Below are 17,796 nucleotides of genomic sequence, written 5' to 3' on the forward strand. Positions count from 1 at the left end.
GTTTGATTTGGTAAACGAAAGTGGTGTAAAAAATGATTAGTTTACAAATTTTTTGTAAAAATGGGGAGGATTTATATGAAAAAAAGAACGACTCTTTTTCTTATGATTTTAATCTTGTTATCTAAAATAGTTTTAGCAGTAGAATTTGACTTGATAAGAGTAACACCAGTAAATGAGTATGACAATGGTGATGGAGTAGAGTATAAACTCAGCTTAACAAATGATACAAATATAGCTATTGAGGGGAATTTAAGTTTTCCCATTGCAGATTTAATATCAGGATTAGATGGAGGTGGAGAAGGAAGCGTTTTTAGCAATATACAAAACAGTGCTACACAAACTGGAATTGGGACTAGTACAGGTAGCTTTGATTTAAATGGAAATTTAGAAGTAAAAAATTTTATATTGGGAAGTGGTGGGTCTTTAGTGTATACAGTTAAGGCACAGATAAATCCTGATGTAAATGAAAAAATAACTGTAAAAGCGACTTTAACAAATAGTAATAATCAAGTTGTAAAAACTTTAGAAAATAGTATGGATAGAGTGCAGTACTTTTTAGATGTTGAAAAAACCTCAACCATTCCATACTACGAAAAAGGTGGAGAGGTAATTTATAACGTAGTAGTTAAAAATACCGGAACAGCAGCTATAAAAAGTATCGATATAGAAGATATATTGGATACCAATGCCTTTGAAAGTTCAAGTATAGCTGCAACAACTACAGGGTTTGGAACAAATCCAGGTGTGTATAACTCAAGTGGAAATTTAAAAGCCCAAAATGCCTATATAGCAGTCAATGGTAGTATAAATTATGAAATAACAGGTAAATTAAAAGATACATTTACAGGAACATTGAATAACAGTGTCTCACTGACAGCTAGAAAAAAAACAAAAAGTGTTGATGCTAGTCCAATAGCATTGGCAAAATATAGTTACACTTTAGAAAAAACGTCACTTAATAAAGATGGAAAATATCTACCTAATGGAGTTGTTGTTTATAGTTTAGTAATAACAAATACAAGTCCAACAATTCCAATAACAAATATGAGTTTAATTGACAAGTTATCTGATATAAAGGCTTTGGATGCAAAAGGAAACTTAGTTCCAGCTTTAGATACTTCAAGAGTTACTATATTGGGAACAGCGGAGACAAGCATTAGTTCAACTGGTAATTTTAATCCAACATCAGAGCCCAATATAACAAATATATCAATAGCTCCAAATGATAAGGTGACATATTTAGTAAGAACATATGTTAATCCAAACATAGTAGGAGAAATTAAAAATAGCGTTACAATAACTGATCGAAATGGAAATACCTTAGAAGCTTCAGATACTGGATTAACTTCAAAACCTGCCAATATAGCTATTACTAAAACTGCTCTTAGTAGTAACTTATACTCCCCAGGGAGTTTAATAAAATACTTAATAACTGTGGAAAATACAGGGGAAGGAATAGGATACAACCTAAATGTAGTTGATAATATTAGTTCGATAACTTCTCTATTAGCTAATGCTAGTGGAGTAGGTGCTAAGGATATTGAAGGGAATCCAGTGGATACATGGAGTATAGTAGCTAGTCTGGGAAGTGGTTCGACTGAGAGTACATCATCCCTTTTGCAAAGTGGTGGAGTTCTAACAAATTTAAATTTAAATGATTCTAAAGTTATAGTATATCCTAGTGAAAAGATTAATTATGAGGTATCAATTATTACAAAAAATACTGCTATTGGAGAGATTTCAAATATTGCTCAAACTGATGGAAAAAGCTCAACAGCTGTATATATGCCACAAAATACTATTACAACGGGAAATGAATCTATAACAATTACAAAATCTCCAATTCAAAATGAATATACTCCTGGTGGAACCATAAACTATAGCATAGTTGTTAGAAATTTAGATACAAAGTTTGCAAATAATGTATCTATAACAGATGCTCTTTCAAAATTAGAGGCCCTTAATACAAGTGGTGGACTCTCTTCTGTGGTAAAAAGTTGGATTTTAAATTTTGGGTCTAAAAGTGGAAATGGAACTGCTCAAGGAGAGTTTAATTATGGTGTATCTAATCCTGGAACACAGGATTTAAAACTAGAAGCAGATATTGGACCAGGAGGAGAGATTCGATATGATTTAGTAATCACTGTAAATCCTGATATAGTGGGGAAAATATATGATGAGAACTCAACGGGAACTGTAGTGGAGGACGGAAACGGAATTTCTATGTCACCTTATAAATTGGAGTTGCAAAAAGAGGTAAATGCGACAGAGTATACTCCGGGAAAGCCAGTAGAATATACAATAATAGTTAGTAATACAGGAAATGGAACTGCAGTAAATATACCTGTTGAAGATATTTTTTCAAAGATATCGACAGAATTGGTAACAGGAGTTCAAGGTCAGGCATATGAAAGTACATCTGTAACAGGGACTATTTATAATGCAGATGGTAGTATAAGCACATCTGGACCAGATAATGTGGGATTTACAGGAACATTGGTGGATAAAGATCTAAATGTCAATGCAATATTATCCCCAGGAAAAAGTATAGAGTATAAAATTACAGCAGTAATTAACTCTTTAGCTAAAGGAAAGATAATAAATATGGCAAAAGTGGATGGAGAATTGACTAGTGATAAAGGAATAGTAACAAGAACGACAAATGTAACAATAAATAAAAGTGTAAATAAAACATCATACCCAAATAATTTAGATTCTAATGGAAATCTATTAGGGGATGAAGCTATTACATATACAATAACAATATCCAACTCTTCAGAGAGTGGAATTGCTATGAATGTTCCTGTTAAAGATAGTATATCCACAATAAAAGCTGAACTTCTATCAGGAGGAGAAGCACCTGTATTTAAACCAAATTGGACAATAAAAACTGAATTAAATGGTGTGGGAACAACTGTTTCTGGAGCTCCAGTTGTAGATGGGAAAGACATAGATACAAGGGTTAATATAGCACCTGGAGGAAGTGTAGTATTCACAGTTGAGGGTGTGGTAAACAATACATCTAATCAGATATTTTATGGTGAATTTAGTAATAGTATAGTTGAAAATGGAAATATTTCAACAGCTACGACATCTCCTAAAATGCCATTTTTAAGGATTTCAAAATCCTCTACAAATACTAGCTATGTCTCTGGCGGTGAGATTGAGTATATAATTGTTATAGAAAATATAGGAGATGGATATGCAAATGATACAATAGTTCAAGATAATTTAGATAGAATTCTTGATGAAGATAAGAATAAGGCTTTTTCATCATGGACAATAACAGGAGTTGCAAAGGGATATGGAACAACTATAGGAAAGATAGCAGCTAATACTAATCTAGATACAAAAGTGGATATAGCACCTGGAGGAAGTGTAACTTATAATATAAAAGCACAGTTAAATAAAAATTTATCTGGGATAATCACTAATGAAGTCAGTGTTCAGGATATTCAGAATGGAAATATAAGTACAGCTTCTGCCAGTGAAGCTAATGCAGAAGAAGATGGAACTATTTTTATTAGAAAAACATCAAGTACCTCTTCAATAAACCCTTTGAGTAAAATTACCTATATAATAGACGTATTAAATAATTCTAAAAGTGTTGTAGAAGACATAAAAATAGTTGATGATTTAAATACTATAATTGGAAATTTAGCCAATGAAGATGGAACTTCAATTAAAGATGTAAAAGGGAAGGCTTTTTTGTCTTGGGAGATCTATAAGGGAAAGGATAAAATAAGTAAAGGTCAAAATGACAAATTGAATGATTTAATTGATAACTTAGCTCCACAAAAGGGAGTAGAATACAAAATTATTGCGACTCCAAATCCAAAGTTACTGACACAAAAGCTGAAAAATACAGCACTTGTCTATAGTGAAGATAAATTAGTTGGAAGTAGTTTCATAGAAAATAATGTTTTGGGGTCAAGTGGTGGAGTTATGAGAGGAGTGAATCTTTCTAAATATGTACCTGGAGAGACCTTGATATATACTATAAAGATAGCCCCAAATGGTGTAGGTTATTTAAATAACTATCCTATAAATGAAAATATAAATAAATTAGATGTAAAGCTTATGAATGGGACTACAGGAAATGTATTTTTTAATCCGACAACTGGAAAAAATGAGTTCACTGTAGAATTTGTAGAAAATGAATCTAAAATATCTTCAGGAACAATTCCAATACCTTTAAGCAGTATAAAGAATAACACTGATTTAACAGGAACTGTAGATGTGGCTCAAGGAGATTATCTAGTCTATAGGATAACTGGTAAAATTAGACCAGATATATTGGGAGATATAAACTATAAAGGACTAGTCACAACATACTATAGACAGAATTTGACAATTACAAAGCAAGCTGTTGGAAGTAATTATTTTCCAGGAAAAGAGTTAACATATATTTTAAGAGTTGAAAATAATAGCAAAGGAAATGCAGGACAGATACCTCTAGAGGATGACTTATCAAGTATTCAGGTAGAAAGTTCAAAAGGTGGTAATATCCAAGCATTTGTTCCAGGAACAATGAAAGTTAAAAACATAAAAGTTGGTGGTTATGGGGCTTCAGCTCCACGTCCAACAGATGAATCTAATATAAATGTAAATATTGATGTACCAGTAAATGGATATATTCAATATGAAGTTTCAGGTCAAATTGCAGATACTGCTGTTGGAACGATAATAAATGAGTTAGACGTGGATGAAGATACGGTTTCAGCAAGCTCTAGTTCTCCTCAAAATAGATTTTTAGCAACAAAAACTTTAGATAGGTACTTAGATGTTGATGGAGTAACAGGAGTTAGTACAGGATATGTTCCAGGTGGATATATTCAATATACTGTTAAAATCGTAAATCAAAATGGTGGAATCCTAAATAACTATCCTGTAAAAGATTTAATAGGAAGTATAAATACTACTTTAGCTAATGGGCAAACTGGTCCAGCTTTTGTAGGGTGGACAATTACAGCTGAAAAAGATAGCTCAGCAGCCACAGATTTTGGTACATTTAAAAATAATGAAAATTTAAGTACAACAGTTGATATAGGGCCATATGGATATATTCAATATACTATAGTTGGAAAGATAAATCCTCTAGCAGTTGGAAGTTTTGTAAACTCTGTAAATATAAATGGTGTGGTTAGAACTTCAGCCTTAGCTCAAATGGCTCCAGAAGTTATAGTTCATACTAAAAAAGTGTACAATTCAAAAGGAACTGAAGAGATTACAAACTATGCTCCAGGGGATACTGTTGTATATAAAATAGAGATTCAAAATGTGGGGAAGGGAACTTCTTATGGAAAAAGTTATTCTGATATATTGAGTTCTATAGTGGCAAATGAAGCTGGAAATGGCTCTAATAAAGTGAATCCATTTGATAATAAATGGCATATTTCTACACAATTATATGGTGATATAACAAGTTTAGGAGATTATCAGCCTCTAGATAATAAAGATATTAAAAGTTCAAATATGATAATAGCACCAGGAGGAAGTGTAGTATTTACAGTAACTGCAACAATTGGGAAAAAAATATATGGAGAGTTTCAAAATACATCAATCTATGATCAAAATATAAAAAGTGTAAATTTAAAACCATATCCAGGAGAACTTAAGGCTACAAATATTATTAAAACTTTGGCTGGGAATCCATTTTCACCACAGGATAAATATAAGCCAGGTGATAATATAACTTATGAGATAACTCTTAGTAATACAGGAAAAGGGATATTAAGTGGAGTAAAGATAGTTGATATTTTTTCAGGGATTATGACAGAGGAGTCAGGTGTAAGCAGTTTAGTTCAAGCTCTTCAAAATATTACTATAGGTACACCAGTAATAAATGGCAGCGAAACTTTTATAAGCTCCTTGGGAGGAGATACATCCACAACAATTAGAAAAAGTGCAGATATAGGACCAGGGCAATCTATAACTATACTGGTAAGTGGAGATATTAGTAAGAAAGCTTTAGGTGCTATTTCTCAAAATATTTTAACTATAAATGACAATAGTAGTATAAAATCAGATCCTGTGTATCCAGAACCTCCAGTTTTGAATGGGTCTAAAGTTTTAGTTTCTCCATCAGATGGAATATACAGACCAGGAGATAAAATCAAATATAGATTGACCTTAGAAAACAGCGGAGTTGGATATGGAAATGATATTGTTTTAAAAGATCTTATAGGAAATATTAGCACAGAGATAGTTGGTGGGAATCAAGGGTCGGCATTTGATTCGTGGAATATAGTGTATAATAGTCCAGTGGGTGGAGAGTTCACGCAATATACATATATCAATGGGAATATAAATGGTCCAAAGGGATTGGATACGACAATAGATATAGGACCAGGGGTTACAGTTACTCTGGATATAGAGGGAACTTTAGCTAATAATGTTGTTGGAAATATCATAAATACAGCTACATTAGGAGATAAAGACTATAAAGCAGATATGATTACTTTAAAACCAGCAAATTTTTCAGATATATCTGTCACAAAAATAGCTTCAAGTCCGACATATGTTCCTGATAGAGGAGTTGGATTTCAAATAGTTATAAAAAATAACTCAGATACAACAATTAATAACTTACTACTGACAGATTTAATAGGTGATATTGTTACAGAGCAAGTGGGAGGAGCACAGGGCTCAGCTTTACAGTCAGGTTGGACAATAACAACAACAATCATAGGTGATACTCAAAACTCTGCAATAAAAATACCTCATTTTGGAAATATAGTAAATGGTGAAATCGATTTAGCAAGTGGGACACAATTAACTGTGAATATATCTGGTGTTGCGGCATCCAAATCTTTGGGAAAGATAGAGAATGAAGCAAAATGGAGCTACAATGGTTCCACATTTTTAACTGAGAAAGTCAGTGTTATACAAGAGGCTGGAGAAATGACACTAACAAAGAGTGCCAATGTGAAGGAGTATATTCCAGGAGAATATTTAGAGTACACTTTAAATATAAAAAATATAGGAAATGGATATGTTAATAATGGAAAGATACTTGATAATCTTTTAGAAGAAAAAGTGGAGTTGATAGATGGAGGAGTTGGGATAGCATTTTCTGATATTAGGCTAGTTACTCAAAATGCATCTAGTTCAAATACAAAGTTAGGAACTGCAGATATGACAAATGGATACCTGCAAAATGAAGCTGATATATATCCAGGAGATTCAGTGGTAATAAAATTGAGTGCCAAAGTTAATGATAAAGCATATGGACCAATAACAAATACAGCTCAAGCGATAGGTGAAAAAACAGTTAGCTCCAATGTGACTTTGAACTCCGTAAAAGGAGTTCTATCGGCGAGTAAATCTGTGGATAAACTAAACTATGTAGATGGAGATGTATTAACATATACAATAAATCTATCAAATACAGGTCAAGGATGGTTAAAGGATGTAACTGTTAAGGATTTATTAAGTGAGATAAAAACTGAATTTGTAGATGAAACTATAAAACCAGCATTTGAGAGCTCTACAGATATAGATACAAAGTTAAATATAGCACCAAACTCCAAAGTGAAGATAACAGCTTCAGGAAAGCTAAAGCATAATACAGTGGGACAAATAGTTAACTATGCAAATGTCAATGGAAATAAAACAAATGAAGTAATATCAAATCCTTTAATAACAGATTTAAATTTAGTTATGACAGCAAATGAGTTTTATAAAGCTGGTAATGGTATTAATCCAAATGAAAAAAATACAGTAGATTTAACAATAAGCTTAACAAACATAGGAGATGTAGCCGCGAATATAACTCTTAAAGATGCAATTTTGAAAAATCTAGTGAAAAGTAACTTGCAAAATATGATTCAAGCTTTTAGCAGTTATCAAGTAACAGAGTTTACTTATCCACAAGGAGATAGTTTACAAATAAATGTTCCTTTAAATCAAGATATAACATCAGAGGAGATAAATGTATCTGGAAATTTGGAAAGTAAAGGGGTCATAACAGTAAAAATTAAAGCTGTATTGAATGAAACTGAATTGGAAGGACCTGTGGGGCAAATAGTAAATGTAGCTACAGTTGAGCAGGGAGCTAAAATAAATAGTGCATCAGCTACAATAAAACCTATGAGTGGAAAAGCGGATGTGATAAAAAGGATTAAAAGCATAGGTTCTAAAGATTATACAAATGGAATGACTTATTCACCTAAAGATCAGATAGTTTATGAGATTACACTTTCAAACGTAGGTGATGGTTATTTACAAAATCTAACTTTATCAGACAATGTAGAACTATTAGCTGTAGAGTTAGCTGGAGATACTTTAGGTAACGCATTTTCAAACTATAAATGGCAAGTGAGTTCTTCTAGTAAGAGAACGGTTATAAAGTCTGCAGATTTTATAGATGATAAACCTTTAAATACGGTGATAACGGTAGCTCCCCAATCATCAGTTACAATACTATTGACAGGAACAGTTTCAGAAGAAGCAGTGGGAACAATACCTGCAAATGAAGTTAGTTTTGGAAATATGACTTATAAAAGTCCAATCATACCACCTGCAAAAGGGGTGATGGAATTAAGTAAAAGTTTAGTGCAGGGAGATTCGTATATCCCAGGTGGAACAGTAATCTATCAAGTAAAAGTAAAAAATTCAGGAAAAGGATATTTAAATAATGTATCTTTAAGTGATTTAATAGGAAATATTACCACTGATTCCATAGGAAATACGACATCAAAGGCTTTTTCAAGTTGGACTGTTTCTGGAAAGCCTGATCCAGCTAATGGAATAGTATATGTTGATAACTCATATCCAAATAACAATAATTTAAGTGATGTCTTAGATATTGAACCTGGAGTTTCAGCAGTATTTACCATAGAGGGAATAATAAATAAAAATGTCTATGGAGATATAACAAATGAGGCCATAGCAATAGATGGAAGTGATGTTCAGAAAAAAAGTGTGACAATAACAGGTGAAAAAGCAGTATTGACTTTGGATAAAACATTTAAAAATTCAACATACTCTCCAGGAGGAAATCTGGAATTTACGGTAACTATATCAAATACAAGTGATGCAATAGCAGCTGGATTAAATATTCAAGATTTGATAGAGAGTATGACGGTGGAAACACTTGATGGAACAAAAAAATTTCCATTTAAAGCTGGATATAAAATAACTGCATCTATTGTGGGAGATTCGACAAACACGTCTTTGGATGTACCTACAACTGGAAATATTGATGTAACAGGAGATTTAGCTCCAAAGACTACTCTGACAATAGATGTTTCTGGTTTTGCAATAGATGATGCAATTGGTGAAATTACAAACAAAGCTATTTTAACTTATAATTCAACGGTAACAGAGAAAGTTGCAACAATAGAGCCAAATGTAGGAACTATTACAGTAACTAAAACAGCGACAACAACAGAGTTTATCCCTGGAAATGAGCTTGTGTATAACATTCAAGTAACAAATACAGGAACTGGATATGCCACTGGTATAAATATTGAAGATAATTTGAGTTCCAGTGAAGCTTTTGATGTGAGTAAAATTATAGCTACTTATACTACAGATAAACTATCAAAAATTTATAATTTAGCTATTAAAAATGGTATTTTAACAGCACAAGCAGATATTCACCCAGGAGAGAGTATAAACATTAAGGTTCAGACCACAGTTTTAGAAACTAGAATTGAACCAATTACAAATATAGTAACAGCTGATTATTTAGGTACTATTTATGATGATCAGATAACTTTAAACTCTGTACCAGGGGCTTTAAAAATAAATAAAGTACAGAGTTCTAAATATTATGAGCCAGGAGCGGAGTTCTATTATACAATAACTGTTGAAAACAGTGGAAATGGTTGGTTAAAAGATGTAACTATCTATGATGAAGTTAAAAATATCTTAACTCAGACTTTAGGAGGGAGAGTGGGGCCTGCTTTTAAGGAAAGTACCATAGGAGCTTCCATTTTAAGTCAAGGAATAAGTAATCTTCAGATTATTAATAATAAGAATTTATTGGTAAAAGGGGATATAGCTCCAAATACTGTAGTAACTATAGTCATAGGTGGAGAGGTTTCTGAAAATGTTGTAGGAGTTATTACCAATACAGCTAGAGCAACACAAAATGGAACACTGTTTAAAAGTCAGGAGGTAATAGCTATACAAAAAATACCTCAATTAATTTTAAAAAAAGTGGCAGATAGTGTTGAGTATGAAGTTGGAAAAACTATTAATTATACTATAACAGTGAGTAATAATACCATAAATAATGCTCCAGGAGTGGAGTTGGAAGATTTGATATCAGAGGTTACTGTTTTAGATTCTCTAGGAAATACAGTTCCTGCTTTTAAGCCAGGATGGAAAATAAGCTATAAAGCTGATCCTTTAACAACAGTTTCTGGAGTGGTAGAGAATGGAAAGGATATTAGAGCCATAATGGATATACACTCTTTTGATACAGTGACATTTTCAATAGAAGCAGAGGTTATAGATAATGCCATAGGTGCAATAAAGAATACTGTATATTCCATTGAGGCTGGAAATACATACACATCTTTTTTTGAATCTATTCCAAAAAACTCTGAGATAGAAGTTACAAAAAATCCACAGAGTGAGAGATATGTTCCAGGACAACGATTGACTTATGATATAACAGTAAAAAATATAGGACAAGGATATGGTAATGACATAGTAGTTCAGGATATTCTAAATAATATTCTAGTTGATACTCCAACGGGGAAGGTAAATGCTTTTGATATATCAACAGCTTCAATTAAAATTAAAGATATAAGTCCAAATGTGATATCTACAATAAAAGATGAGGTTAAGGGAAAAGATCTATATGATATTTTAGATATGCCTCCAAATTCGTCAGTAACATATGAAGTAGGAGCTGTTGTAGCACCGAGTGCCATAGGTCCATTAACGAATATAGTTAAGGCTCAAGGAGTTGTTGCAGAGAATACAATAATATCTGAAAACTATAAAATAATGGCTAAGATGACTCAGGAGCAAACTATGTATATACCTGGAAAAGAGGTCGTTTTTAGTTTAATAGTTGAAAATATTGGATTGGGATATGCTTATAATATTGATGTAAAAGAACTTATAACAGATAGTTTTTCCCTTGGAGTTACAGGGGAGAAAATAAAAAGTTTTAACTCATGGACACTTACAAAAGTAGAATCTCAAAATTTAATAAAAAATGCCAATGAGACTCCAAATTTAGATATACAGGAGTTTGTAAATATTCCTCCTAAAGGAGTTATTACCTATACTGCTACCGCAATTGTAAACAATGAGTTGTCAGGGGATATCATTGTGGAATCAGATGTAATAGATCCATTAAATAAAGAGGAGTTTAAAAATCATGTGACATTTATACCGCCAGAAGCGATATTATCTATATCTAAACTATCTAATAAAGAGAGTTATGGAGATGAAGATGAGGTTATAATTTACACTTTAAATGCTGAAAACATAGGTATTGGTAATATAAGTGGAGTGGAGTTGAAAGATGAGATAACTGAATTAAAAGGCAAGAATGGAAACCCTCTTTTCACAGAGTGGAGCATATCAGTTAAAGAGAGCGGAATCAGTGCCAATGAGCAAATTCCTGTAAATGATAATGAAAATATAAGTAATGTTGTAAATCTTAGATCAGATGGACAAAATAAAATAACATATACTATAACAGGAAAAATAAATAAAGGTATTGATGATACAATAACGAATACGTTCAGTGCTAAAAATCCTCTGACAGGTAAAGTTGAAACAGCGAGTGTAACAAACTATATAAAAAAGATACCTGATAATGAAGGGGAATTGAAAGTTATAAAAAGAGCTCTAAAAAGAGATATAAAAGTTGGAGAAGCAGTGGAATATGAGATAATTGTTGAAAATAATAATGAGTCTAGATTTATAGATGTTATCTTAAAAGATCTAATTCCACCTGGATTTAAATATATAAAAGGAACTACGGAGTTAGTAGAATCTGGAGCAGATGGAGTTTTAAATACCAGTGATGACTTAATGAGTGTTCCAGAACCGATTATAGGAAATGGATTAAATTTCCCAGCGATTACAATGGAGCCATTTACTAAATTTAGAGTTAGATATCTATTAAAACCAAGTATTGGAGTGACATTTGGAAAATATAAAAACCAAGCTTATATGACTTTAAATGGAGAAAAAATATCTAATACAGGAGTGGCAACAGTATCTATAATAGGGGATAGTCTACTGGATACAGCATCTATTATAGGAAAAGTTTTCTATGATTCAAATGGAGATGGATATCAAAATAAGGGTGAAAAAGGGATTCCGGGAGTTAGACTTATTACACCAACAGGAATTGTAGCAATAACTGATAGATTTGGTAGATATCATGTACCTGATGAATGGGTATATAGTAAAATGGGAGAGAACTATGAAATTAAACTGGATGTGACAACGCTTCCAGAAAATGTAGAAGTTTTATCCGAAAACCCACAAGTAAAAAGAGTTACTCCGCAAGGATTAACAAAGTTCAACTTTAGTGTGAGAGGAGTAAGTGGTAAAACAGTTGTGGATAAAAATAGAGTATACTTAAAAGAGGGTGCAATTTGGGTAGTGAACGATTCAATAGAGATTGAGCCAGAATTGATTTTAAGTTTGCCAGAAAGAGCCATAGTAAAGAGTGGAGAGCTTAGTGAAAACCTAGAGTTTACAATAAAAACTAATTATGGAGATTTTGTATCAAAATATGAAATCCAGATATACTCTCAAGAGGACAGTACTCTGGCATCACCAATAGGTATAATTTCAGGAGATAAAATATACAATGATATGAAAGTAAATTGGAGTTCTGAAAGAAAAAGTAAATTGGATTTCAGTGCTGGAAAGCAACTTAAAGTGAGGCTTAAAGTTTGGGATAAATCTAATAACTTCGATATTACAGAGATTGGTTATATAGATTTGGTTTCAAGAAAACCAGTGTTAGATCTATTCGACTATGAGAGTAAAAATGAGGTCTTTTTACAAGTTCAAAATATACCTTTAAATACTGGAATGGCAAGATTTACTGGAGATGGGTTAAAAGATATAGAGAAAGTTTATATAGGAGAGGATGAGTATGATGTAAATCAAGATACTTTTGTAATCTCTAAATATATGCCAAGTGATAGATACGATATTCCTATTAAAGTTATAGATAAAGATGGTAAAGAGAATGAGTATTTTTTAAAAGTAACTTTACCTGAAACATACTATATGGGAACTGGAATTGCAGATTTTTCTATTGGAAGAAACTATATTTCAGGAAATCAAGAGGTGTTGGATACCGACAATCCGTTTGGTCCAGAATATTTTGCAGACAACATCTATAATGAGGGAAGAATAGCTTACTATGGAAGAGGAAAATATAGAGATAAATTTAGATTTGTGGCACATATAGATACAAAAGCAAATAGTGTAAATGAGATGTTTAATGATATATTAAAAAGAGATAAACAAACTTTATTTGAAAGAGTTGAGGATACAGATTACGCATACTATCCAACTTATGGTGATAAATCATATGTTTATAGAGATGTTGAAACAGATGGAAAGATATATTTAAAACTTCAGTATGAAAAGTCATCTATTATGTGGGGAAATTATAATACTGGGTTTACAGGCTCAAAGTATATGCAATATAACAGAAGTTTATATGGAGCTAAAGGAAGTTATATTTCCAATGAAACTACAAAATTTGGTGATGATAAAACTAGCTTAACAGGATTTGCATCTGAACCTGACTCTCTATTTGGACATGATGAGTTTTTAGGAACTGGTGGAAGTTTATATTTCTTAAAAAATGGAGATGTTTTAAGTGGAACAGAGAAGGTTTGGATAAAAGTAGTCAATAGTAATACCAGCTTGACAGAAAAGATTATGTATCTTCAGGAGGGGAAAGACTATCAATTTGACCCATATCAAGGAAGAATAATACTTAATAAACCTTTAAATGGTGTGGTTTCTAATATTGATGGAGATATAATACAAGGATCTCCAAATGGAAACTACTACTCCTATTTAGTTGTAGATTATGAATATGTTCCAACAAATTCTCAAAATATCAATGAAAAAGATTACGGAATTCGTGGACAAAAGTTTATAAACGATAATATAGGTATTGGAGCAACTCATATTAAAGAGAATAGAGATGGAAAAGATTATACTTTATCAGGAGCAGAGGTGATTTTAAAAGCCACTGAAAATACATATTTCAAAGGAGAGGTAAGTAGAAGTGAAGGAGTACAAAGTGATAACTCTTTTATATCTTTAGATGGAGGTCTTAATTTTAAGAAAATAAGCAACAGTGATGAAAATATCTCAGGAAATGCTTATAGTTTTACAGGTGTGCTAAACTTTGCAGATTTAAATCCAGAGATTTTCTCTCCATATGGAAATGATGTAAGAGCTTGGTATGATAGAAAAGAGAGTGGTTTCTCTTTCGCATCAGATCTAGGAGATAAAGAGCTTGAAAGTTATGGTGGTGAAATTAATTTTAGAAACTCCGATAGAGCCAAAACTAAAATAAAGTATGAGTATATGGAGAAAAAAGACTACTTGAACTCTTTAATTGATAAGAAAGAGAGCATAGGAATTCAACTGGAGTATTTAATTACTGAGAGAATAGCTGCAGGATTAGCTTTTGAACATGTTGAAGAGTTAGAAAAAGATAGCGTAGGAAGTGGAGATTTAGTTGGTGCTAGACTTGAATATGAAATTGATGAAAATACCAAAGTTTACACAGAGGGGCAAGTTACTATCAGTAAAAGTAATGGATATGAGACTAATAACATTATCACATTTGGTGGAGAAAAAGCTCTAACTGAAAAATTAACAGTAAATGGAAAAACAAGTTTTGGAAGTAGAGGCAACTACAGCGAGATAGGAGCGGACTATAGTGTGACAGATGACTATACAATCTATTTAGGGTATAGCATGGATGGAGAGGAGGATACCAACAAAATCACTGGAGGACAAAGAGCCCGTGTAACAGAAAAAATTAACATATATCAAGAGAACCAATTTTTAAAAGAGAAGGGTAGAAACGGAGTAACTCAATCCTATGGAGCGGACTATGAAGTCTATGAGGATGTCACTTTTGGAGCTTCCTTCCAGCTTGGTAAAATAGAATTACCTGACAATGAGGGTGAGAGTAAACGGAAGGGAGTTTCAGTTTACTCAAGAATAGAGAAAGCTGATTTTATGCTAAAAAACAAAATAGAGTACAGAGAGGAAAGAAATAATAATAAAATTAGACAATATTTAACAACAAATAATTTTAATTATGTATACAATGATGAGTATACTTTTGCTGGAAAAATTAATTTTGCTTTTACAGATGATATTGAAAACTCAAAATTTATAGAGAGTAGTATTGGATTGGCATATAGACCAGTAGAGAATGATAGACTTAATTTTTTATCACGATATACAATTATTCTAAATGATGAACCAGATGATTCAGATAGATCCAAGGCCTATATAATAGAGTTTGAATCGATATATTCAATAACTGAAAGATGGGATTTAGGACTTAAGACAGCTTATAGAAAAGAGGAGGATACATATATTAGAAACTCTGGAAACTCCATAGTTGTCAATAATAATCTATATTTAGTAGGGTTAAAGGCAAACTATACAATTTTAAACAATTGGGATATATATGGTCAATATCACTGGTTAGTGGATGAAAAAGAGAGTGATGTAGCTTCAGGAGCTATAATCGGAATTTACAAAAATATTCATAAAAATCTAAAATTTGGAGGAGGGTATAACTTCTCAGGATTTAGTGATAATTTAGGTGTTGATGACTATAAAGCCAACGGATGGTTTATAAACGCAATTGGAAGATTCTAAAAAGAGAGTCAAGGTTTATGAGGTAAAACTCAAAAACCTTGACTTTTATTTAATACCTCAAATTTGACTGAAAATATAAACTATGTTACAATATATCTATTACTTAAAAAAAGGGAGGTTTTACATGAGTGTGAACAAAAGAGAGAGAATAGGATTAAATGATGGAGGAACAAAATTTTTAAAAAACTTTTTACGAAAAGAGACCCCGATTTTTTACATTTCATTTTTTATCATTTTTACAATTTTATCAATTATTGGATTAAACAAATCCCAGTTCGAAAAGATAACAAAAGTATTATTAAATTCCATAATAACAAATTTTGGATTTTTGTATTTAATAATAGTATTGTTAATAGCATTGGTGTGTCTATATCTATGTTGTAGTAGTTATGGAGATATTAAACTAGGAAAAGATGATTCCAAACCTGAATATTCAAATATATCATGGTTTTCAATGCTTTTTTCAGCTGGAATGGGAGTTGGATTAGTATTTTTTGGTGTGGCAGAACCTATGACCCATTTTATAAATCCAATAGGGGGAATAGAGAGTGGCTCTAAATCAGCAATAGATTTTGCATTTAATACATCTTTTTTCCATTGGGGAATACACCCTTGGGCAATATATAGTTTTTTAGCATTGGGAATGGCGTATTTTCAGTTTAGAAAAAATGAAAAAGGATTGATAAGTTCTCTATTTTCACCTATTTTAAAGGGGAAAAAATATGAAAATCAAATAAAAATGGGAATAGATGTAATTGCAGTTTTAGCCACAATAACTGGAGTAGCAACAACATTGGGATTAGGAGCGCTTCAAATAAATAGTGGACTTAACTATCTTTTTAACATTCCAAATAATATGGTTAGCCAAGTTGTGATAATAGGAGTTGTAACAGTTATTTTTGTGTATTCAGCACTTGGATCATTGGATAAGGGAATAAAGACTTTATCCAATCTAAATGTATTTATATCTTTTTTATTACTTCTTATTGTTATTATGTTTGGTCCAACAATTGGTATTTTTAATGTTTTTTCAGAGAGTTTAGGAAACTATCTAAATAATTTTTTAAAAATAAGTTTAAGAACAAATAGTTTTGGAGATAAGACATGGTTATCGTCATGGACAATTTTTTACTGGTCCAATTGGGTTGCATGGACCCCTTTTGTAGGTACATTTATAGCTAGAATATCTAAAGGTAGAACTATAAGAGAGTTTATAATAGGAGTTGTAGTGATACCCTCACTGGTTTCATTTATCTGGTTTTCAGCTTTTGGAACTTTGGGTATATCTTTGGGAAAAGAGTTTGCAAAAGTTGCTATTGAACACACAGAAACAGCATTATTTCTAGTTTTTGGTAAATATCCTTTTGGAAATTTAATGAGTGGAGTGGCAATAATACTCTTAGCATCATTTTTTATAACTTCTGCTGATTCAGCTACCTATGTTTTAGGTATGATGAGTTCAGATGGGGATTTAAATCCTCCAAAGTATAAAAAATTAATTTGGGGTCTTTTTCAATCTCTTTTAGCAATAGCTCTTATATCTGCAGGAGGGCTGGAGATGTTAAAGACAGCATCAATAATAATAGCATTTCCACTGTTAATATTATTTCCAATAATGATTTTTTCACTTTTCTACTCTTTAAAAAGAGATAATTTTATAAAAAAACGTATAAAGTTAAAAAATGAGATAAAGAAAATGTCATTGGAAGAGATTGGGTATCTATCAGATACGTTAAAAGAGATCAGCGCAAAGTAAAAAATTATCTCAAACTTTATATTCAATGGGAATCAAATAGGAGCTCACATTATTTTGTGAGCTCCTATTTTTTTATTTCTATATAATCTATTTAAAAGTGAAGATAGATTTAATATAACTAAAAGTTTCTTTAAATTTTGTTAAGTTATTTTTCTTTTTAAAAGGTGGAGAGATAC

The 17,796-nt window shown here is 31.8% G+C and carries 2 protein-coding genes; both read left to right on the top strand.

The window, feature by feature from the left end; translation table 11 throughout:
* Positions 1 to 75: 75 nt before the first annotated feature.
* Positions 76 to 15,864 (top strand): hypothetical protein, encoded by a 15,789-nt coding sequence (locus tag ACMOUI_RS11670; protein ID WP_418965866.1) that lies wholly within the window; start codon positions 76 to 78, stop codon positions 15,862 to 15,864.
* A 124-nt stretch (positions 15,865 to 15,988) separates the two neighbouring features.
* Positions 15,989 to 17,620: a BCCT family transporter gene (locus tag ACMOUI_RS11675; RefSeq protein WP_418965867.1), complete on the top strand. Its 1,632-nt coding sequence runs from the start codon at positions 15,989 to 15,991 to the stop codon at positions 17,618 to 17,620.
* Positions 17,621 to 17,796: the final 176 nt, after the last annotated feature.

The organism is Cetobacterium sp., assembly GCF_048470075.1.
GTDB lineage: Bacteria > Fusobacteriota > Fusobacteriia > Fusobacteriales > Fusobacteriaceae > Cetobacterium_A.

Excerpts from the sequence above, each read along its gene's own strand:
- ACMOUI_RS11670 (WP_418965866.1), top strand. The coding sequence starts at position 76 with ATGAAAAAAAGAACGACTCTTTTTCTTATGATTTTAATCTTGTTATCT.
- ACMOUI_RS11675 (WP_418965867.1), top strand. The coding sequence starts at position 15,989 with ATGAGTGTGAACAAAAGAGAGAGAATAGGATTAAATGATGGAGGAACA.